Below are 21,249 nucleotides of genomic sequence, written 5' to 3' on the forward strand. Positions count from 1 at the left end.
TCCATTAACGCTCAAGCTCTTTATGCGATAGAGTCTCAATTGCAATTTTATGAGACTTTCTTGTGCTCCAGCATCTGTGATGACGCTGCGGGGCAGGAGATCAGGTCTTCAGGAAGCGCCGCCAGGCCAGGGCAAAACCGGTCCAAACCAGGAGGATGGTGCTGATGGTGCAGAGTGCGGCAACGGTTTGGCCGAGGAGGCCGAAGAGCTCGCCGGTATGGAGGAAGCGGGCGTACATGCGAAGGCGGCGACCGAGGTTTTGCTGCTGCAGATCGTCCGGGCTGGGAAGCACTTTGCCCTGGGCCACGTCGAGGTTCAGCATGGTGCGCAGCTGCACCTGGCCGCGGCCGCCACGGTCCACCATGAGGGGGAAGGGAGCGCCGGGTTTCTGGGGCATGCGGAGACTGAGGCTGGCCCAGTCTGGGATTTGCTGACGGGCCTGAGCCAGGAGAGGTTGTAATCCGGCGAGGGAAGGGGAGGGAGCGGCAGGTCCGCCGCCCTCGCGTTTGCCGCCGGGCCCGCCTGCGGGGCGTTCGCGTGCTGGGGGTGGCTCACTGCCGGTGAGGGTGAAGAGCAGATTGCTCGCCCAGCCATAGGAAATGATGAGGCCAGTGAGGATGATGCAGAGCAGCGGGAGAGCGCTCCAGAAGCCGAAGACGTTGTGCCAGTTCCAGTTGCGAGCGCGGCCGCTGAGCTGAGGATTGAGAAGGATGACCGCCCGGACGTTGGCCCAGCGCCAGTGGCGGGGCCACCAGAGGTAGATGCCGGAGAGCAGCAGCAGGCTGAAGATCAAACAACCCGCGCCGGTGATGGCCTTGCCCGTTTCTTTTGGCAGGCCGGTGCCGGTGAGGAAGCGGTGCCAATCGGTGGCTGCGTGGAAGAAGTCATGCCAGGCGCGGTGGCCTTCGCCCAGAAACTCGCCGGTGTAAGGATTGGCGAAAAAGACGCCCTCCTTCCCAACGGAAAGTGTGACGGGCATGGCCGGGTCAGCCTTCCAAGTGATGCCGCTGGGATTCAAGCCGGGCTTGGTTTCGTGAACTTTGGCCAGCAGTGTTTCGATTTCGAGATGTGGGGCGCCTGCGGCAGGCGGGGTGACGCGCAGGTCTCGATTGGCCCAGTCGATAAGCTGGGCCTCGTAGGAAATGATGAGGCCGGTGACGGCCATGGAGAGGATGACCACACCGGCGACAAGGCCTGCGATGAGATGGCCCCAGAAAATGAGGCGATGAAAGGTTGGCTTCACGATTACATTTCCGCCCATTGGCGAAGCAGGTTGTGGTAAACGCCGGTGAGCTGAACGCCAGTCTGTTCGGCCACGGGGTTGTTTTTGAGATCGCGGCCGAGGCGCTGAATGGCGAGGTCGAGATCAAACAAAAGCGATCTCTGACCATTGTCACGGATCATGCTTTGCAGCCAGAAGAAGGAGCAGATGCGGGCCCCACGTGTCACCGGGGTGACGTGATGCAGGCTGGTGGAGGGATAGAGGACCATGTGGCCAGGGGGCAGCTTCACACGCTGCACGCCGTAGGTATCCTCGATGCAGAGCTCACCGCCGTCATACTCCTCCGGACCGGCGAAGAACAGCGTGGCGCTGAGGTCTGTGCGGATGCGGACGGGCATGGTGGGATGCTGGCGGATGGCATTGTCCACATGGGTGCCAAAGGACTGGCCGCCGGAGTAGCGGTTGAACAGCGGCGGGAAAATCCGCTGCGGCAGGGCGGCGGCGTGGAACAGGGGATTTTTTGACAGGGCGGTGAGGATCATCTCCCCGAGCTCGCGCGCGGCGGGACTGTCCTCGGGCAACTGCATGTTGTCCTTGGCCTTGGCGGATTGGTAGCCGGCGGTGCCTTTGCCGTCCACCCATTCGGTGGAGTCCAGGAGCTGGCGCGCCTGAGCGACCTGCTCAGGGGTGAGGACATCGGGAATTGCGATGAGCATGATGGGGAGGGGAAACAGGTTAGAATTTGATGCTGGCGGTCAGAGCTGCGGAACGGCCCGGACCGGGGACGAACTGGCCGCCGCCGACGCTGCCGACGTAGCGCTCGTCGGCGAGATTGTAGATGTTGAGGCGGAAGCTGACTTTCTCGGACAGCTTGTAGCTGAGCATGGCATCGAGCGTCCAGTAGGCGGGGGCGGTGCGGGAGCTTGCGGACGAGTCGCTGCTGGTGCGTTCGCCCATGTATTGAGCGCCGAAGCCGACCTGTGTTTTTTCCAGGACGTTGTAGGTCGTCCAGAGATTGAAGGTCTGGGGTGGGGCGTTTGAGAGGGACTGACCGACTGCTCCCACAGCGGTGGATGCCTTGGTCTCGCTTTCCATGATGGCGTAACCTGCGAAGACCTGCCAGTTTTTGGTGATGCTGCCGGTCATGCTGAATTCGATGCCCTGGACGAGCTGATTCCCGCCCAGAGTGGTGATGCCGGAGGCATCGGTGGTACGGGCGTTGGTTTTCTCAGAACGGAAGAGTGCGGCGGTGAGCGAGAGGCGCTCCTTGAGCACATCCCACTTGGTGCCGAGCTCGTAGGTGGCGGTTTGTTCGGGGTCCAAAGTGGATGTGGCGGCGGTGAGGCCCAATCCCGCGCCTGAAGCGCCGTCGATGGTGGGATTGAAGGAGGTGCCGTAGCCGAAGTAGATGCTGCCCTGCTTTACGGGCTTGTAGATCAGGGCGAGCTTGTAGCTGAAGAGGTCGTCAGCGTTGGCATAGCCGGGCGCGTTGCCGGGGAGGCTCACGGTGGCGTACATGTGGTCATAGCGGAGACCGCCGCTGAACTCCCAGTGCCTGCCGAGCTTCATGGTGTCGAACACGTAGGCGGAGCAGGTGTAGAGGTAAGCCTCTGTCGGGGCCGGAAGGCCGGGATATTTGCTGGTGATGTCCTGGGCGCTGGACGGGGGGGAGACGGAGCCGGGGGAGTTGACGACGCCAGGGTTGTAGAGATCTGAAACGGTGGAAATGCCTGCGACGTTCGCATTCTGCTGGTGCTCAAGATAAAACTCCATGCCAGTGACCAAAGCGTGCTTGATGGGGCCGGTCTCGAAGTCGGCGACGAAGTTGGTCTGGTTGCCGAACATCTCGGTGAACTGCTGACGGCGCTGGAGCTGGCGGTTCAGGACCGTGGTGTATTGATTGCCCGGGGCGACGCCAACGTCACGGAGGCGTGGTGCGGTGCTCACAGAGTCGCGGTGGCTGCGGGAGAAGCGGGTGACGTTGCGGATGCGGGTGTGCTCGGAGAAATCGTGCTCAAAGATGGCCGTGTAATGGTCGGTCTGGATCTTTTCATAGTCCACGCCGGGAATGCCGTAGAAGGTGTTGAAGCTGACGCCTGGGGGCGGCTGGTTCTGGTAGTTGGCGAGCCCGGCCCCGGAGCCGCTGAAGGTGCCGTTGTTGGGAATCCAAGGCAGGCCGTAGTCAGGGATGTTGCTTTCCTCCAGCCGCTGATAATTCAGCATGAAGCGGGTGTCGGTGCCAAGGCCTACGCCGAGCGAGGCGGCGATGCCGTAGCGCTCCATGGAGACTTCATCACGCCCGGGGGTGTCGGCGGTGTGGTACATGCTGTTGAGGCGGAAGGCCGTGTGCTCAGAAAGCTTCTGGTTCACGTCCACCGTGCCACGGTAGAGGTTGCTGGTGCCGGCGCTGACCGTGGAAAGAACGGAGTCCGTCAGGTTGGCCATCTTGCTGACGGTGTTGATGGAGCCGCCGGTGGAGCCGCGGCCAACGGTGGAGGACGAAGGCCCTTTGGTGATTTCGACCTGCTCTGTGTTGAAGGGGTCGCGGTTGTAGTTGGCGTAATCACGCACGCCGTCGAGATAAATGTCGCTGCGTGCGCTGAAGCCACGGATGGAGAGGTTGTCTCCGGAGACTGCACCGCCTTCACCTGCCTGCATGGAGATGCCGGGTGTGTTTTTGAGCACGTCACGCAGGCTGAAGGCGCCACGGTCTTCAATGACCGCCTTGGGGATGACGGTGATGGTCTGGGGGATGTCCCGCAGGGGCTCGGTGTATTTGGGGGATTGAAGGCGCTGCGGATTGTAAACCGAGCCCGTGGCTTCAATGAGGACCTCGGGCAACTCTGCGATTTCCTCTGCCTCAGGGGCTGGCTTGCTGGTGGCGGATTGGGCACTCAGGTTGCCTGCGGCACACACCAGGGTGGTGATGGAGAGGGCCTCGGAACCTGATTTGAGAACACGACTGGTGAGGGATGGAGCGAGGGTTTTCTGCATGAGCGGGCGTTCTGGAAAGGGTGTCTTTTTGCTAATGAGATTCGTTTTCATTAACTTGTTGCGATTAAGTCTCAGTTTCAAAGTCCGTCAACTCTGGAAACTAGAAACTTTTTGCTCAAAACATGCGCTCTTTTGCTTTCCACCCTGGCGGGGGTATTGAATGGGCCTTGGGGCGCCCTGTGGCACCGCCAAGGCCCATCCTCAGCAACCCAGCAACCGAGATTCAAAATTTGAGGGTGGCCGTCAGCGCTGCGTAGCGTGCCGGGCCTGGAATGACATGGCCAGTGCTGCTGCTAGTCTCGATGTAGCGCTCGTTGGCGACGTTGTAGATGTTCAGGCGCAGGCTGAAGGAGTTGCTGAAGCGGTAGCTGATCATCAGGTCGGTCGTCCAGTAGTCTGGAACAATGCGTGAGGGGTTTGCAGCATTGCCGATCACCTTGCCCATGTACTGGGTGCCACCGCCAATCTGGAGGGCGTCTGTCACGCTGTAAGTGGTCCAGAGATTGAAGGTGTAATCTGGTGCGTTGGGAAGCGACTGGCCGATTTCAGCGGCAATGGATGAGCTGTTCACCTTGCTCGCCATGTGGGAGCCGCCGGCAAAAATCTGCCATTTTCGGGTCAGCTGGCCGGCAATGCCGATCTCGACTCCATCCACAGTCTGATCACCTGCGGGGGTGGTGACGTTGGCACTGGTGGTGCGGACGTTGCGCTTTTCGGTGCGGAAGAGCGCTGCTGTGAGAGAGAGCCGCTCCTTGAGCAAATCCCATTTGGTGCCCAACTCATAGGTGGTGGCCTGTTCAGGGTTCAGGCCTGCGAATGTGTTGTTGCCCGTGCTGCCAGCGGCTCCGACATTGGTCAGTCCGAGTCCGCCGGGGTTTCCACCATCCGCCGTGGCATTGTAGGAGGTGCCATAGCCGAAGTAAAAGCTGCCATGGTCCACGGGCTTGTAAACGAGGGCACCCTTCCAGCTGAAGAGGTCGTCGTTGTTGGTGGGGCCCGGGTTGCTGCCTCCAAAAATGTCGTTGGCTCCGGTGTAGTAGATGCCGTGCTGCACGGCATGGAGATGGTCATAGCGGATGCCGGCGCTGACCTGCCAGTGCCTGCCAATTTTGACCGTGTCCATGGCATACACGGAGACCGTGGAAAGATGGGCTTCGGCGGAGGCGGGAAGGTCGGTGGGGCCGATGCCTGCGATGGTGTTGGTGCGGTTTGCCAGGGGGTTGCCGGGGCCGGGGACACCGTTGGCGTAAGTCGGCGAAATGGATGTGAGAGGAGCCACCTGGCCGGGGTTGTAGAGGTCAGTGACCGAGACGTCGCCGGCGCGCGAGGCGGTGAGCTGCTGTTCATAGGCGAATTCCAAGCCCATGACGAGTCCATGCTTGAGGCGACCAGTGTCAAAGTCAGCGGTGAGAAGAGTCTGGTTGCTGAAAACCGAGTTGGTGGATCTCCGGCGCTGTTCTTCGAGAACGAGGGTGCTGGTGTACTGGTTGGTGCCACCTGGCACGGTGTCCAGAAAACGCGGTGCCGTCTGGCGGGCGTCGTAGTGGTTGCGTGCCCAGCGGGTGGTGTTGCGCAGTTTGAGCGTGCTGGAAAAATCATGCTCAAAGATCGCGGTGATCATGTCGTTCTGGATCCTCTGGAAATCGTAGTTGCGGCGTCCGTAGTAATTGCTGTAGCTGACGGGAGCGGGCTGGTTGACGAAGCTCCCGAGGCCTGCGCCGGTGCCGGAGTAGCCTCCGCTGGCTACGGGGACCCAGGGGATGCCGAAGTCTGGCATGTTGTTCTCTTCCTGCCGCATGTAGTTCAGGGTGAAGCGGGTGTCTGTGCCGAGCCCGAAGGCGATCGAGGCACCGATGCCGTAGCGGCCCATGAACACGTTGTCGCGGCCGGCGACGTCATTGGAGTTCCACATGCCATTGAGGCGGAGGGCGGTGTGCTCGGAGAGCTTTTGATTGGAGTCCACTGTGCCGCGATAGAGATTGCTGGTGCCGATGGTGGCAGTGGTGGTGGTGGCATCCTGCAGGCCTGCCATTTTGGAGACCATGTTGATGTAGCCGCCGGTGGAGCCACGTCCCATGGTGGTGGAAGCCGGACCTTTGGCGATTTCGACCTGCTCCGTGTTCCATGGGTCACGGTTGTAGGTGCCAAGATCGCGAATGCCGTCGACAAACCAGTCGCTGCGAGAGCTGAAGCCGCGGATGGTGAGGTTGTCCCCGCCGCCTGTGCCGCTGACCCCTTCGCCTGCCTGCATGGAAATGCCAGGGGTGTTTTTGAGCACATCACGGAGAGTGAATGCGCCACGGTCATCGATCACCGTTTTGGGGATGATGGTGAGAGTCTGGGGAATGTTGCGTGCCGGTTCTGTGTATTTCGGAGACTGAAGCCGTTTGGGATTGTAGAGGCGGCCCTCAATGAGCATTTCCTCAAGTTCTGTGGGCGAGGCTGTGCCCGCCAAGGATGGCGGGGCGGGGGTGTCGGCCGTTTGCGCAGCCAGACTGCTGGCAGCACACATCAGGGTCGAAACAGAGAGGGCGTCGGTGCTGCGGAGCCGATGAAACGCTCCGAGGGATGGCTTTGTCATGGGGAGGGAGGATTGGGATGAGTCTTGATTTTTTTCCTTGGCGGGCGCGAGTAACCAAAAAGGGAAAGAAACCGTCAATGACTCCCCTCGGGAGATTGCCTGAATGGGCAAATATCACCCAGTCGCAGCCTGCTCTGCGCGCTTTTTGATCCGTTCCGCCGCAAGGCTCAACGACTCGAGCACCTCGATCAGGCGGTCCATTTTCTGAAGACCCAGATCCAGGGGGCCGCGCCGCCGAAGCTCGGCCGCAGCCAGCTCGAGCGACTCAAGTCCGGCCTGATAAAGGGCGGTGTCTCTGGCGAGAAGCGGTGAGCCTTGTTCTGGGTCGAGGACATCGAGCAAAAACTCCGCCATGAAGTGGGGCTGGTAAGCCAGGAGGAGATTGCAGCCGTAGCGAAAGAGCTCGTGCCGGATGGAGCGGAAGTCTGTGTGCACGGCCTGGGGCTCCCATTTGGCGGTGAGGTGCATGGCTTCATCCACCTTGTCGGTGGCCTGCATGATCCAGCCGTCAGCGCGGGAAATGTCCACGGGAGGGGTTTCGAGAAGCACTGCCACAGCATGGCAAAAGACATGGCGTGCTTTCAGGCCAATCTCGGCAGCCTGGAGGGTCAGATGCTCACCGGAATGGCACAAGGAGAGAACTTCCTCGGCTGTGGCGAGCGCCTGAAGGGGGAGCGGCGGGGAAATTTCCAGGAGCAGGGCGGCACGGTTGAGCAGCAGGGTGGGGAGAAGGGCTTTGTTGACGGGGAGCTGCGCTTTCTCGCTTTCCTCGATCACCTGCCGGCCATGATCCAGCGAACGCAGTGCTGCCTCCAGGCTTTCTGGCCGGGCTTGAGCCCGAAGCGCCAGGGAGCGGTTCATCCAGGCCAGCGCCAGCCTGCCGCGATACTGGGAGTCTTCCTCCAGCGGGAGTTTTTGGAGGTGAAGAATGGCTTCGTCGAAGCTTTGGATGGCGGCAGCGAGATCCGCCGGTTTACCGAGACGGGTGAGCACATCTCCGCGGTTCATCCAGCAGGCGGTCAGGAGCCAGCGGTAGAAGGAACTGGTCTCGTGCGGTAGCTCACGGCGGATGGCGAGTGCCTGATCGAAGCATTTGAGGGACTCAGGCAGGATTTCCGGGTTGTTGGCGGAAAGGAGGGCGATGCCGCGCTTCATCCAAACCTTGGCTTGGGCATTGCGCTCTTCAGGAGACGAATCATGGGGAAGGGAAGGCGGGGGCATGCAGAGGGGCTCCAAAAAGGGTGATCGGGACAAGCGAAGGGTGGGAATGAGCAAAAAATGATCAATGATGCGACTGAGTCGCAATTGCAAGTTGACATGCAGATCTTACGTTTCATCCTCCGAACCCGCCCCCCTTGTGCAATGACCTCGACGATGATAAATCCTCTGCCCACCATGGGCTACGAACGCACCCAACCGAGATCTGCTGCTGTTCCTTCCCCAGTGACGGCTCGTCACAAGGGCAGTCTGGTGCGGTTTGTCATCACGCTCTCATGGCTTGTTGGAATTACGGGAAGCTTTCTGACGGTTGGGGTCATCGGCATGTTTGCGGATGATCTGCCGCCGATTCATCTGAAGACGCTGGAGTCCGCTGAGGAGGAGGAGCTGCCGATGGATGAAATGTCCATGTCCGAGCTGATGGCGATGGGGGAAAGTGCTGAGGAGGCAACTGAGCCTGATCCTGTGACCCAGGTTGAGATTCCCCAAATCATCGAGACTCCGCCGCAAAACCTGGACCTGCCAGAGATCGCCGAAGCGATGACGGTCGAGGACATCTTTGCTGTTCCTACGGCGCCCAAGATCGAGGATGCTCTGCGTCCGGTGGACCCGGTGGTGAAGCAAGCCCCTGTGGCGCCCTCGCGCCCACGGCAGGGCCCGGTGGCCAAGAGCAAAGGCACAGGAGCCAGCTCAACGCAGGCCGGGACGGCAGGAGCCACCGGCACCGGGGCGGGCAGCGGAAAAGGGAGGCTGCCAAAGCCGCCCTATCCCGAATTTGCCAGAAGCGCAGGCATGCAGGGCACCGTGCGCCTGGCCGTCAGTTTTGGTCCTTCGGGCGCTGTGGAAAGCGTCAGTGTCATCAGCACCACAGGCTTCAGTGCGCTGGACGAGTCCACGGTGTCCTTTGTGCGTCGGAACTGGCACTGGCCGACAGGCGTGGCGCACCGGCATACTGTGCCGCTGACCTTCCGCCTGAACTGACGGTCCTTCCGCTTTTTTGTTTCGTCCGTTTTAATCCCCCTCCATGCCCATCCTAGCCAACGTCGTCGTCGATCTCTTTCACAAAGGCGGTCCCATCATGTACCCCATCGCAGTGGTCACGGTTGTGGCTGTCTGCATCTTTGTGGAGCGTGTGTTCTGGTGGCTGAGGTTCACCGCCAAGCGTTCCGTCAAGCAGCTGGATGAAGTCTATGAGAAGCTGGAGGCCGGAGATCTGGCCCAGGCGATTGCCCATTCGGCAAAATCCAGCGATCCGGTGGTGCGCATGATTCATCATGGGCTCAACCACCGTCATACCAGCATGCAGGGCGCTCTGGAAGTGGCGGCCGGGCAGGAACTGCGTGACGCAGGACGCTACCTGAGCGCGATGGACACCATCGTCACCCTCGCGCCGCTGCTCGGTTTGCTGGGCACTGTGACCGGGATCATGGGCAGCTTCACCAGCATCGGCGGCAGCGAACTTGCCGTGGAAAAGGTCACGGGCGGCATTGGCGAGGCGCTCATCGCCACCGCCGCCGGTCTCGGCATCGCGATTGGCACGCTGGTGCCCATGAACTACTTCCACGCACGCCTTGCCGCTCTGAAGTTTGATCTCGAAGCTGCGGCAAACAATGTGCTGATTCTCGCTGTGCAGCACGGATTTGACAAAACCACCCCGAAGGCCTGATCTACGTGAAACTGCATTCACCCTTGCCCGAGCGAAAGACGCGGCTGGAAATCATTCCGCTGATTGACGTGATGTTCTTCCTGCTGGCCTCCTTCATGATGGTCAGTCTCACCATGAGCAAGCAGCAGACGATCAAGGTCAACCTGCCGGTGGCCTCCTCCGCCCAGTCCGACTTCAAGCCGGACATGATCAATCTGGCGGTGAACGCCACCGGGGATGTGTTTTTCGACAAGGCGGCGATCACGCTGCCTGAGCTGGATCGCAAACTGGCCGAACGCTTCGGCAAGGACCCCGCCACGCCCGTTTACATCAGCGCGGATGTGAACACGCGGTATGCCGATCTGGTGAAAGTGCTGGATGCCGCCAAGCGGATCGGCTTCACCAAAGTGGCCTTCAATGTGAAACCTGCCAATTCGGCCAAGCCTGCACTCTGACCCATGAAGCGTCTGCTCACCACGCTGCTGGTCGTCATCTCGCTGGGACTCTGTGTCGTCTGCATCGTGCAGTGGCAGAGAGAGACGCGCCTGCGCGGCCATATTCTGGACCTCGTCAAACAGCTTGAAGCGGAGAACGCCGCCAAGGTGGAGGCTTTGCGCAAGGTGCGTGAGTATGAGAAGGAAATCGCCCGCCTGACGGAACTGCGGGCTGAGGTGGAGGCCCGGCTGGTGGAGGTGTCACGTGAGTACAAAGACCTTTCCGCCGACTCCGTGGCGCGCGGCATCACCATCGCCATTTACATGCGGGAGCTGATGCAGCTGCAGCACGGGCTTGAGGCCACGCAGATCGCTTTTGGCAAAGGGGCGGAGGCGATCAAGAGCCACAACAGCATGGTGACCTCCCAGAACACTGCGATGGAGAAGCAGAACGAGCTCCTGAAACAGCTGGTGGATGAGCGGAATGACGCCATCTCCAAGCTGAATGCGCGGACGCGGGAGTTCAACGAGCTGGTGGAGAAGTATAACAAGCTGGCGAAAGGGAAGTGAGTCTGCGGTGGCTGGCGGTTGTTTGCGATTGTTGGCAATGGTTAGACCGGATTTTCAGATGGAGATGCGCGGGGCGGGGGCTCCCCCCTGAGCTACTCGATCACATAGCTAAACAAATCTCCGTTCTGGAGGTGGAACCGCAAACGGATGGGGATGCCTGATGGAAGTGTGGTGGTGTTTCCCCACTGAACGGGGAGCTTGACGCCGTCCTGAGCTTTGAGCACGCAGGCTTCTTTTTCGTAGCCTTTGATTGTCTGCCCTGTGGCGTCCAACACCTCGACGCTGAGCTGTCCTTTGGTGAGGTCTGCGTTGACGAAAAGCTGCGTGCCCTGGGGGGTGAAGTCATGGGTTTCGATGGTGCCGTTTTTTTCTCCAGCCTGCAGTGAGGCAAGGCCATCTGTGCGCCAGATGGCGAGGGCGATGGACTGCTGCTTTTCGGGGGCCAGGCCGCCATGCGGGGTGGTGGATGCGGTGTAGTACATCCACATTTCGTCGCCGACAAAAACGGGGGCGTTGCAGAGGCCGAAGATGCTGCCGGCATCGTAGGCATGCGGGCCCAGCGGAATCACGGGAGTACGGTCTGAGCAGCGGTCCCAGTGGCGGCCATCACGGCTGGTGATGAGCTTGACATCAATGATGCCGGTGGCGGAGCGCTTGCGGCCATCGACCTCGTCATTGCCAAACAAGGCTGAGGGTGGCTCGACCCGCCGGAAATGGGTCACAAAACCCAGCCACTGACCTGCATAAGGAAAAGCGGAGAGATTGTAGTATTCTGAGTAGGTGCCGCCCTTGAGCTTTCGGGCTGCTTTGTTGTCCACCTCGTCGGCGACGACGACGGGATGTGGCTCTGACCAGTGCTGCATGTCTTTGCTGACGGAAAGGAACACGTGGCGAATGCCGATGACGCGGGGATCTCCCTGGCGTTTGTGAAAGGCGAGGTATTCGCCGGTCTGCGGATCCTGGGAGAGGGTGATGGTGTCGCAGCCGAGGAGGATGGGCTCGGGCTCGACGGTCCAATGCCAGCCATCGGCCGAGTAGGCGGAGTAATAGAGCCGATGATCTTTGTCGCGATACCAGTCCACGAGCTCAAACTTGTCTTTGAGCCGCTGCAGCTTTGCGTCGTCCACGCCGCGGCCTGCATTGCCCACGGCTTTGTATCGTTTCCTGGGATCTGTTTCGAATTTGTCCTCGATGATGCTGGGGCTGTGGAGGCGCAGGTCTGTTTCATTGGTGGCGCCAGCGACCTTCAGAACTGGCTTTTCCCAGTGGATGCCATCGGCGGAAGTGGCGTAGAGGACGCTGCCGGGGTCTGCATACCACATGCGGAAAGAGCCGGTTTTTTCATCGCGCAGGACGGTGCCGTAGATGTTTACGCGCTTGTCGAGAATGCCGTCTTTGGTCCGCACCTCCCAGGGCATTTCTGCGGTGAGGACGGGATGCTCCAGCTTTCTGGCCGGATGGACGACTCGCGTGACGCCTTGCTTGCTGCGGATCATGACGCTGTCCACAAAGAGCTGCTTCTCACCTTTTTTCAGCACAGGCGGAGGCGGGCGTTTCAAAGGGGCTTCTTGAGAGAGAGCCGGCGAGATGAGCATGCCAAGACCGAGCAGCAGCAGAAGACGGGGAGGAAGATGTGAGGGCATGAGCGCATGCGAACGGATTGGCAGGGGGGAAATTGCAGGTTTGTTCCGAGATGGGAGATGATGTGGGGGCGGCGGGTGGCAGTGCAGGCATCGCTACGCGATGCGTGGGTCAGGGCGGGTGGAATGGAACCTTGGCCTGGGGAGGTAAAGAGCTTGCCATTGGGGGCGGTCTGCGAAAGACTCGCGCCCGCATGAGCCAACCAGCCTCCACTGAAATCACCCGCCTTAGGGATCTTTCGCCTGAGCAACGCCGTTCCGGGCTGGCCGCATGGCTGGGCTGGATGTTTGACGGGCTCGACATGCATCTCTACACGCTCGTCGCGACGGCGTTTGTGGCGCAGCTCATGATGGTGCCGGAGAGCGATCCCTCGGTGGGGACGCATGGGTCCATCATTCAGGCTGCGTTTCTGGCGGGCTGGGCTGTCGGTGGTGCCTTCTTTGGCCGCATCGGCGATGTGCTGGGGCGCAGCCGTGCGCTGACGCTGACGATCCTGACGTATGCGTGCTTCACTGGGCTGTCGTATTTTGCGCAGACGTGGTGGCACCTCATGATCTTCCGTTTCCTGGCGGCGCTGGGGATCGGCGGGGAGTGGGCGGTGGGCGCGTCCCTGCTGTCTGAGACGTGGCCAAAGAAGTGGCGGCCGTGGATCGCGGCGACGCTGCAAAGCGCGGTGAACTGCGGCGTGCTGCTGGCGTGCTTTGCCGGTTACCTGCTGGCGGGGAAGGAGCCGCGCTACATTTTCCTGATCGGGATCCTGCCGGCGCTGATCACGCTGTGGATCCGCAAGGCGGTGCCTGAGACGGAGGAGTGGGTGCAGGCGCGTGAAGGGCAGCCGGTGCCGAAACTGGGAGATCTTTTCAGCCCGGCGGTGCGGGGCGTGACGTGGCGGGTGATGCTGATCTGCTCGGTGTCTCTGACGGCGCACTGGACCTTTCTTTTCTGGCAGCAGAAGCACGTGCTGAGCCTGGCGGAGATCGTGCCGCTGGACAAAGCGGGGAAGGATGCTGCGGTGGTGACGGCGCTGATGTGGATCATGTTTGGCTCGCTGATCGGGAATTTCATCAACGGCGGGCTGGCAAAGGTGTTTGGCTACCGGAACACGATCGTGGGGATGATGCTGGCGTATTTTGCGATCATGTATGTGTCGTTTTCGCAGGTGTGGAGCTGGGAGGCGACGAAGTGGCAGTTTGCGATCATCGGCGCCTGCCAGGGTGTGTTTGGGCTTTTCACGATGTGCCTGCCGCCGGTGTTTCCGGTGCTGCTGCGGACGACGGGCTCGGGCTTCTGCTATAACATCGGGCGCATTGTGGCTGCGGGTGGGACGGTGTTTTTTGGGATCTTTGTGAAGGTGGGGGATTTCAGGGCGGCGCTGCTGTATGCGGGGTTCCTGTTCATTCCGTCGGCAGCGGTGGCGTTTATGCTGCCTTCTGAGCCGAAGGAGGCGGATGGAGTGGCGAGTGCGGTGGATTGAGCGGTGCGCGCCTCAGTGGCTCGGGGTGTAGAACGGGAACTTCTTTGAGAAGCCTTCCACCGTGCATTCGCAGACGAGCCGCACTTCCTGCTCCGCCGCCATGCGTTGGACTGCAGCCTCGGTAAACAGGATGTTTTGCTTTTGCACGGCGGCCACTTTTTCGACGCGGAAGACGAAGTTGACCTCGGGGCCGTGGAGGTTGAGCTCGCTCATGGTCGGCACGGTGCCGAGCATGGCGGGACCGAAGTGAAGGACGACGCGGAAAGGCGGATTGGCGGCGAGCTGTGCTTCATACAGCCGTGCCACCGCCTGGCGTACCTGGATGGCGCTGTCCGCAGTGTCGTCCCAGTAGCAGAAAAAGCCGTCGCCGAGATATTTGGACATGTGGCCGCCGCATTCGTCGATGATCTGGCGGCAGTTTTTGAACCAGCTGCCAGTCATGCGCGGGAACTGAGCCCCCTGGAGGGTCTGTGAGAGCTGTGTGGAGCCGATGATGTCGGCGACCATGAGCCAGCACTGTGCCTGGCGGATGTGGATCATGGTGGAGGCCATGACCTGCTGGCCGGCGGGATGCATCGCGCTGAGGATTTCTGTGGCGAATTCCAGCTCGTTGCTGGCGATGCGGACGAGGTCTCCGTTGTGCAGGCGCACGGACTGGGAGATGCGGCGGCCATTGACGTAGGTGCCGTTCGCGCTGCCGAGATCGACCAGCCAGAACTCGCGCTCTCCCTGGGCCTGGATGATGGCATGGCGGCGAGAGACCTCACTGTCTGCCAGTGGCAGCGAATTGTCCGGAGAGCGGCCAATGGAGCAGGTGCCGTTCAGTTCATGGCGCTCCCCGTTGGGAAGACGCAGCCAGGACTGGAGGAGGGTGGTGCTCATGGTGATGAATAAACGTGAATACTGCCAAAGGATGTCCGCCAAGCCAAGAGTCGTTCTGAAGAATTATCGCGTGCATGGACCTTGCCTGGGAGATGAGTGCAGGGAAACATGAGCCATGAATGAAGAAGCAACGCTGACGCTGCATGCAGTGTTCAACTACGCCGAGGCCGGGCTGTGGTTCATCATAGCGCTGGTTCTTGCGGTGCGGCTGCGAATGAAGCGTCCCTGGCGCTGGCTGCTGCCCCTGGCTTTTGCATGTTTTGGCGTCTCTGATCTGATCGAAGTGCAGACCGGTGCCTGGTGGGAGCCTTTGTGGCTGTTCATGATGAAAGCTGCCTGCGTGCTGGTGTTTCTGCTGGCATGGGGCGCACATCGGCGGCAGGGGAAGCCCCATGGCTGAGTCTCCCTTCAAATTTTGCAGCGACTGCGGCAGCGACGGATGGGTCACGAGAAGTGACCGCGAGTTTGTCTGCTCTGCGTGTGGCTTCCGTCATTTCATCACGCCGATTCCGGCTGCCGTGGCGCTGCTGCTCGATGCAGAGGACCGGGTGCTGGTGATCCGCCGGGCGCATGAGCCCGGCCTTGGCCTGCTGGGGCTGCCGGGTGGCGTCATTGAACCTGGGGAAACTGGTGAGATGGCCGTGGCGCGTGAAACGCTGGAGGAAGTGGGAATTGATCTGCCTGCCAGCGCCTTCACGTACTACTGCGCGCTGAACAACCGGTATCCATTTCAGGGCTTTACCTGGCCGACGCTGGATCTGTGCTTTTACGCGCGGGTGCCGAATTTTGACAACGTGGTGATGCAGGCCTCGGAGGTGTCTGAATGCATGATCTGTGCGCTGGACGAAGTGCCGCTGGATGACTTTGCGTTTGATGCAAACGCGGAGGCCGTCAGGCAATGGCGGGTGGTGCGTCGAACCAGCGGTTGTGCTCCTTGATGAGATCGATGAGGCGTTCGACAGCCTCTTCTTCGGGGATGTTGAACTTCACGGCGGTCTTGCCGACGTAGAGGTTGATCTTGTCGGGAGCCCCGCCGACGTAGCCGAAATCGGCGTCGGCCATTTCTCCGGGGCCGTTGACGATGCAGCCCATGACGGCGATCCGGACGCCTTTGAGGTGGCCGGTGGCAGCGCGGATTTTCTGCGTGGTGGTCTGGAGATTGAAGAGGGTGCGACCACAGCTGGGGCAGGCGACGTAGTCGGTCTTGAAGATGCGGACGCCGGCAGCCTGGAGGATGTTGTAGCTGATGCGGAGGGACTGGCCGGGGGCGGGCTCGCCACTGACGATCACGGCGTCGCCGATGCCATCGCACAGCAAGGAGCCGATGTTGGTGGCGGCCACGAGGAGGTTTTGAGTGAAGTCATCGCTGCCGGATGGCAGGAAGGTGTCTTTGAGCAGGATGGGGTGGCGGGGCTGCAGCCTGGCGGCGAGCAGGCGGTAGGCGGAAATGACGGGGATGCTGAGGCCGTTTTTCACAGCCACGAGGCGAGGCTCAGCGCTGGCGTTGATATCGGTGACTGCGGAGTCGTCACGCGGGTCGATTTCGATGACACCGCTGTCTTCGACGACGACCTCGGGCTTGTAGTCGCCGAGCTTGTCGATCTTGTGGGCCACGGCGTCCCATTTCTGACGGGTGGTGAAGACGGGGACGGTTTCTCCGCCACCGGCTTTGACGCCATTGATGGTGACGGTGTGGGAGGCGCGGCGCTGGTAGTCGAAGGGATCGTAGCTGACGGGCGGGGCGTTTTCGATGCGCTCGTTTTTGGCAGGCAGGCCTTCGTTGTAGGGTTTGACGAGCTGCTGGGCGACGGGGATCTCAAAGATGGCGTCTTCTGTCAGCGAGACACGCACGGTGTCGCCGATGCCGTCTGCGAGGAGGGAGCCGATACCGATGGCGCTTTTGATGCGGCCGTCTTCGCCATCGCCAGCCTCGGTGACGCCGAGGTGGATGGGGTAGTTCCAGTCGCTGCCGAGCTGGTTGAGGTGGGCAACGAGCAGGCGGTAGGCCTCGATCATGACCTTCGGATTGCTGGCCTTCATCGAGAAGAGGAAATTGTGGTAACCCTGGGCGCGTGCGATACGGGCAAACTCCAGCGCACTCTCCACCATGCCAAGCGGGGTGTCCCCATGGCGGTTCATGATGCGGTCGCTGAGGGAGCCGTGATTGGTGCCGATGCGCATGGCGCGGCCAAGGCGGATGCACTCCTTGACGAGGGGGACGAACTGCTCCTCCATGTAGGCGACTTCGGCGGCGTATTCGTCGTCGGTGTATTCCTTGACGGCGAACTTCTTTTTGTCGGCGTAGTTGCCGGGATTGACGCGGACTTTTTCGACCCATTTGACGGCCTCCATGGCGGCGTCTGGCTTGAAGTGGATGTCGGCTACGAGGGGGACATCGCAGCCTGCGGCACGGATGCCGTCGCGGATGTGCTGCAAGTTTTCGGCGATGACGCGGGTCTGGGCGGTGACGCGGACGATCTGGCAGCCGGCTTCGGCCAGTCCGAGAGCTTCCTTTACACAGGCGGCGGCGTCGCGTGTGTCACTGGTGAGCATGCTCTGAACCACCACGGGGGCACCGCCACCGATCTGGACGTTTCCAACCAAAACAGGGCGTGTTTCGCGGCGTTGGTAATTGTAGAGGTCGGTGCAGTAGCGGAGCAGGGGGGAAGACATGGCGGGTGGTTAAAATGCCGGATTGCCGCCGCGAAGCAAACGGGAAGCCGCGCTGTGAAGAGTGGGGGGGCAAGTTTCTTACAGGGGCCTTGCTGAGGCCAAGGGGGGAGCTGGCATTTGATTCAATGTGGCAAATGTTGCTGTTATTGGGGATCATCGGCCGGTACTCAAGCTCCTTTCTTCCCTCTGCCGGGCCCTTCCCGGCTTTCTGCCAGAGGACTGGTGATTTTTGTGACCGAAACGGGCGGCATGATGCCAGCGGGGAGGGGCCGGGGGATTCAACTTTGATCTTTGAAGTTCGCAGCCGTTGGCGCATTGGTACCCCATGGAAAACCTCCGTCGTCTGCTTTTTGCCTTCTCTGTGTTCGTGCTGGCCGCGCTGATATTTGCGTGGTGGCGGCATGGCCGGGAGGGGGGCTATGGGGTGATCAATTTGCTGAAGGGGGAAAAGCCAGGCCCGGCAGCGCTGACCATGCCGAAAAAGCCGAAAATAGCGCCAGATGAGCTGCCATTGCTGAGCCGTCTGAACGATGAGTTTGCCAAGATTTCCGCAGTCGTGCTCCCCTCGGTGGTCAGTGTCACGACCAAGACGGTGCGGCCGGGGCCGATGAGCTGGCATCCGCTCTATGGATTGATCGGCCAGCGTGAGCAGATCGTGCCGGGTCTCGGTTCTGGGGTGATCGTCAGCAAGGAGGGGCACGTGGTCACGAACTACCACGTCATCGAAGGGGTGCAGGCGGCGGACATCCAGATCACCACCAACGACAATAAAAAATATCTGACGCTGATTCTCGGGTACAACAAAGAACGGGATATTGCCCTGCTGAAAATCGACAGTCCGCGGGTGGATTTTCCTGCGCTGAGCTTTGCCAATTCCGATGACGCCCGGGTGGGGCAGATCGTGCTTGCTGTGGGCAATCCCTTCGGCCTCAGCGGCACGGTGACCCAGGGCATCATCAGTGCGAGAGACCGCCATCTCAGCGACAGCCAGTACGACTACCTGCAAACGGACACGGTGATCAATCCGGGCAACTCTGGCGGTCCGCTGGTGAACATCCGCGGGGAGATCATTGGCATCAACGTCGCCATTTACCGGGGAGACGAGACTGTGAGCGCCTGGCAGGGGGTGGGACTGGCTGTGCCCTCCAATCAGGCCAAAACCGTGGTGGACGACATCCAGGCCAAGCTAAAGGAAAGCGAGAAGCAAACCGCCGGTGTGAGCAGTGCGACGGGCAAAGGCTACCTGGGGCTCGAAGTCAGCAGCGAGCCGGTGGAGATTGATCCGGTGTGGGGCACCTCGCGTCGCGGGGCGCTGGTGACGGACATCGGTGCCAATTCTCCTGCGGCGGAGGCGGGGTTGAGGCAGGGAGATGTGGTCACCAAGTTTCAGGGCATGGCCTTCCGCTCTCCGGCAGACCTGCTGCAGATCATCCGCACACAACCGCCTGGCAGCGAGGTGAAGCTCGAGGTCATCCGCAACAACAAGATGGGTGACATCATTGCCAGGCTGGGAGCCAGGCCTGATGCGACGCCGTAGCCTGGCAGCAAGGCCGCCTGTCATCGAGGTTTCAGCACCAGGCTCCGTCTGCTGCGGGTGGTCTGGATGTGCAGCTCGTTCTGGTCAAACTGCAGGCTGATGCAGCCGGCGCTCCAGGTGTCGAGCAGAGGAGTGTCCAGCTGCCTGGCGCGTTGAATGAGTGAGTCTGGAAGAGCTGTTTCGACGGCGCGTGAATCACTGCCGCAGAGGATGACCTGAGGCCGTGCCCTGAGCAGGAATTCGGCGCTGGTGGAGAGGTCCGCTTCATGCTGGCTGCGTATCAGCACATCGCAATGCAGGTCCTGCGGGCTGGAGCAGAGGGCTTTTTCGGCGTGCCAGCCGGTGTCGCTCAGCCATAGCACGCGCCAGGGGCCAAGATGTACCATCAGGACCATGGTGCGATCGTCGGCACGATCATTCTGCACCTGGAATGTCGGGTAAAGAACACGTGCGTCTACTTTGAAGCCGCGGGCATCTGACAAGGTGACTGTTTCATCGACATGCAGCTTTCGCAGGGGTGGTGGCAGGGGGCGCTCCAGCAGGTGACGCATTGCGGAGCGTGAGGAGTCATGCTTTCCGGGCTCCTGGGCGCTGCAATACAGCAACGGCGCATCAAAAGCCGTGCCGATCTGCGCGGCCGCACCGATGTGGTCGGCGTCGTTATGGCTCAGGAAGACGCCGGCGAGTGCATTCACACCACTGGCATGCAGGTAGGGCTGCAACACTCTGCGAAAGCTGGTCTCACTGCCGGTGTCAAACAACCAGTGGGCGCTGCCGATGCGCAGGTGATTGGCTGCGCCGCCCTGGGGCAGCTCCAGCATGTGCCAGACGGCAGGGGCGCGGGTGGCTGCGCTGCCTGGCTGGAGATGAAAATTTGCGCCAGGCAGGCCGGCGAACCATAGGGCGCTGGCGATCATCGCTTTCGCGAGCATCCAGCTGACGTTGTTCAAGATGACCTGGGCGCCGGTCAGATGCAAAGCTGCGGCGCAGAGGCTGATGCAGGTGGAACCCAGGCACATGGATGAGAGCGGCACGAGCACGCAGTTGGCGAGCACGGCGACAGGCGTGACAGATTGAAAATGCCCGAGGATGAACGGCAGGCTGCCGATCCATGCGGCAAAGGACACGCTCAATGTGGTGGCAAGCCAGAGCCTGCATCTGCTCCAGCTGCGCTGGGACCAGCTGGCGAGCTGAGGGGGGAGAAATGGATCGAGCCGGGTGAACGGCTGAAGTATTTTCAGAAGGGGGGCAGAGCCCAGGCTGCTGAGCCACAACACGCCGAAAGATAGCTGAAAACCCGGCATGAAAAGCTGATGAGAGTCGGTGGCCAGCAGCAGGAGGGCTGCGGCTCCCAGACTGTTTTGCAGGGATGACTCACGGTCCACCAGCACTGCGCTCATGTAAATGGCCACCATGAAAGCCGCCCGTGCCGCCGAGGGACGCCAGCCGGTGACAAACGCGTAGGCAAACACGATGAAAATCACAAGCCAGAGCGACAGCGCCCGTGGTGTGCCGACCTGGCGAAGCAGCATCAGCGCGATGAGCCCCAGAAGCCCAACATGCATGCCGCTTACGGCAAAAACATGAAGCGTGCCGCTGTTGCGAAAAGCATCTTCGATCTCATCGTCCGCCTCGGCGGAGACTCCCAGAGCCATGGCGCGCAGGACCGCGACTGTCTGGGGATCTTCTTCGAGATCTTTGGTGAGCTGTGTGCTGATCCAGTTTCTGCATTTTTCCGCCTGCTCCAAGAAAGCGCACCATCTGGCGGCGCCACCGCCGCCAAGGCGTTGCATGCGGGAAACGTCGAAACGGGCCACCCGGCCCATGCGAAGGGCGTACTGCTGTGCGTCGAAGGTGCCGGGGTTGGCAGCGGTGCGCGGAAGGTAGATGCTGCCGTGCAGCTCATAAACTCCAGCGCCTGGAAACGACAGGTCTTTGGGCAGCCGCACCAGCAGTGTTGCGGCCTGACCGGTCACCATTCCTGCCTGTGGGATTTCGATCTTTTCAGTGATGCAGAGAGCGTGGGTGCGCTCATCTGCCGAGGTGTCAAACTCCGGCAGCAGGCTCCCGCGGACCACGGCGGGCACCGGCTTGTCAGCCTGCTGCAGGGCAAGGCGCAGCGGGTGGCGGAAAGTTTCCTCAATGCGCACCGCATGGACAAAAGCAAAGACGAGGGACGTTGCCGGAACAAGCAGCCAGGCGCGACCGCTGACGAGAGCTGCGCCGAGCAGCAGCAAGATGGAGGGCAAAAACCAGGGAGCCTGCGCAGGGAGCCAGCCCGATTCAGCGCCGAGGATGCCTGCCACGGCGGCGAGCGCGAGGGCCATCAAAGGGTTTGCCCGTGTCCAGAGCTGGATCTTCACGGACATCTGGTTGGG

17 protein-coding genes are annotated in these 21,249 nt (G+C 61.1%); 8 read left to right on the plus strand and 9 right to left on the minus strand.

Features of this window, described 5'->3' with window-relative positions:
- Positions 1 to 100: 100 nt before the first annotated feature.
- From ACFQDI_RS16955 to ACFQDI_RS16975, 5 genes are all read right to left on the minus strand, one after another.
- A complete protein-coding gene (locus tag ACFQDI_RS16955) occupies positions 101 to 1,243 on the minus strand; it encodes a PepSY-associated TM helix domain-containing protein (RefSeq protein ID WP_377168920.1) in 1,143 nt (380 codons plus the stop codon).
- 2 nt (positions 1,244 to 1,245) lie between these two features.
- Complete coding sequence (locus ACFQDI_RS16960; protein WP_377168922.1) at positions 1,246 to 1,938, minus strand: Fe2+-dependent dioxygenase; 693 nt, start codon at positions 1,936 to 1,938, stop codon at positions 1,246 to 1,248.
- Positions 1,939 to 1,957: 19 nt separating this feature from the next.
- A complete protein-coding gene (locus ACFQDI_RS16965) occupies positions 1,958 to 4,216 on the minus strand; it encodes a TonB-dependent receptor (RefSeq protein ID WP_377168924.1) in 2,259 nt (752 codons plus the stop codon).
- Positions 4,217 to 4,439: 223 nt separating this feature from the next.
- A complete protein-coding gene (locus ACFQDI_RS16970) occupies positions 4,440 to 6,797 on the minus strand; it encodes a TonB-dependent receptor (RefSeq protein ID WP_377168926.1) in 2,358 nt (785 codons plus the stop codon).
- Positions 6,798 to 6,911: 114 nt separating this feature from the next.
- Complete coding sequence (locus ACFQDI_RS16975) at positions 6,912 to 8,018, minus strand: hypothetical protein (protein ID WP_377168928.1); 1,107 nt, start codon at positions 8,016 to 8,018, stop codon at positions 6,912 to 6,914.
- 174 nt (positions 8,019 to 8,192) lie between these two features.
- Between ACFQDI_RS16975 and ACFQDI_RS16980 the strand changes: the two genes are divergently transcribed.
- Genes ACFQDI_RS16980 through ACFQDI_RS16995 form a run of 4 tightly spaced genes read left to right on the plus strand, consistent with a single transcriptional unit; the run spans position 8,193 to position 10,664 of the window.
- Positions 8,193 to 8,996, plus strand: coding sequence for an energy transducer TonB (locus tag ACFQDI_RS16980; protein WP_377168930.1), 804 nt, complete (start codon positions 8,193 to 8,195; stop codon positions 8,994 to 8,996).
- A gap of 43 nt (positions 8,997 to 9,039) precedes the next feature.
- Entirely contained in the window at positions 9,040 to 9,681 is a 642-nt protein-coding gene (locus tag ACFQDI_RS16985) for a MotA/TolQ/ExbB proton channel family protein (RefSeq protein WP_377168932.1), read from the plus strand.
- 5 nt (positions 9,682 to 9,686) lie between these two features.
- Positions 9,687 to 10,115, plus strand: a complete 429-nt coding sequence (locus ACFQDI_RS16990) for an ExbD/TolR family protein (protein ID WP_377168934.1) — start codon at positions 9,687 to 9,689, stop codon at positions 10,113 to 10,115.
- Between the two features lie 3 nt (positions 10,116 to 10,118).
- Positions 10,119 to 10,664, plus strand: a complete 546-nt coding sequence (locus ACFQDI_RS16995) for a hypothetical protein (protein WP_377168936.1) — start codon at positions 10,119 to 10,121, stop codon at positions 10,662 to 10,664.
- A gap of 92 nt (positions 10,665 to 10,756) precedes the next feature.
- Here ACFQDI_RS16995 and ACFQDI_RS17000 read toward each other — a convergent pair whose 3' ends face one another.
- The gene (locus ACFQDI_RS17000; protein ID WP_377168938.1) at positions 10,757 to 12,307 is read right to left on the minus strand and encodes a hypothetical protein; all 1,551 of its coding nucleotides are present in this window, start codon (positions 12,305 to 12,307) and stop codon (positions 10,757 to 10,759) included.
- 191 nt (positions 12,308 to 12,498) lie between these two features.
- Here ACFQDI_RS17000 and ACFQDI_RS17005 point away from each other — a divergent pair, with 191 nt between their 5' ends.
- Positions 12,499 to 13,779: an MFS transporter gene (locus ACFQDI_RS17005; RefSeq protein ID WP_377168940.1), complete on the plus strand. Its 1,281-nt coding sequence runs from the start codon at positions 12,499 to 12,501 to the stop codon at positions 13,777 to 13,779.
- Positions 13,780 to 13,791: 12 nt separating this feature from the next.
- Here ACFQDI_RS17005 and ACFQDI_RS17010 read toward each other — a convergent pair whose 3' ends face one another.
- Positions 13,792 to 14,661 carry an FHA domain-containing protein gene (locus tag ACFQDI_RS17010; protein WP_377168942.1) on the minus strand — a complete coding sequence of 290 codons (870 nt, stop codon included), beginning with the start codon at positions 14,659 to 14,661 and terminating at the stop codon, positions 13,792 to 13,794.
- 115 nt (positions 14,662 to 14,776) lie between these two features.
- Between ACFQDI_RS17010 and ACFQDI_RS17015 the strand changes: the two genes are divergently transcribed.
- Together ACFQDI_RS17015 and ACFQDI_RS17020 are read left to right on the plus strand one after the other, a co-directional pair.
- Positions 14,777 to 15,061, plus strand: coding sequence for a hypothetical protein (locus ACFQDI_RS17015; RefSeq protein WP_377168944.1), 285 nt, complete (start codon positions 14,777 to 14,779; stop codon positions 15,059 to 15,061).
- Positions 15,054 to 15,599, plus strand: coding sequence for an NUDIX hydrolase (locus tag ACFQDI_RS17020; protein WP_377168946.1), 546 nt, complete (start codon positions 15,054 to 15,056; stop codon positions 15,597 to 15,599). Before ACFQDI_RS17015 ends, ACFQDI_RS17020 begins: the two co-directional genes overlap by 8 nt.
- Here ACFQDI_RS17020 and ispG read toward each other — a convergent pair.
- The gene (gene ispG / locus ACFQDI_RS17025; protein ID WP_377168948.1) at positions 15,553 to 17,334 is read right to left on the minus strand and encodes a (E)-4-hydroxy-3-methylbut-2-enyl-diphosphate synthase; all 1,782 of its coding nucleotides are present in this window, start codon (positions 17,332 to 17,334) and stop codon (positions 15,553 to 15,555) included. The genes ACFQDI_RS17020 and ispG overlap by 47 nt on opposite strands.
- A 325-nt stretch (positions 17,335 to 17,659) precedes the next feature.
- Here ispG and ACFQDI_RS17030 point away from each other — a divergent pair, with 325 nt between their 5' ends.
- Positions 17,660 to 18,871 (plus strand): S1C family serine protease, encoded by a 1,212-nt coding sequence (locus ACFQDI_RS17030; protein ID WP_377168950.1) that lies wholly within the window; start codon positions 17,660 to 17,662, stop codon positions 18,869 to 18,871.
- Between the two features lie 20 nt (positions 18,872 to 18,891).
- Here ACFQDI_RS17030 and ACFQDI_RS17035 read toward each other — a convergent pair whose 3' ends face one another.
- The gene (locus ACFQDI_RS17035) at positions 18,892 to 21,240 is read right to left on the minus strand and encodes a ComEC/Rec2 family competence protein (protein ID WP_377168952.1); all 2,349 of its coding nucleotides are present in this window, start codon (positions 21,238 to 21,240) and stop codon (positions 18,892 to 18,894) included.
- Positions 21,241 to 21,249: the final 9 nt, after the last annotated feature.

The sequence above is a fragment of the Prosthecobacter fluviatilis genome (genome assembly GCF_042655725.1).
In the GTDB taxonomy this organism is placed as follows: Bacteria; Verrucomicrobiota; Verrucomicrobiia; order Verrucomicrobiales; family Verrucomicrobiaceae; genus Prosthecobacter; species Prosthecobacter fluviatilis.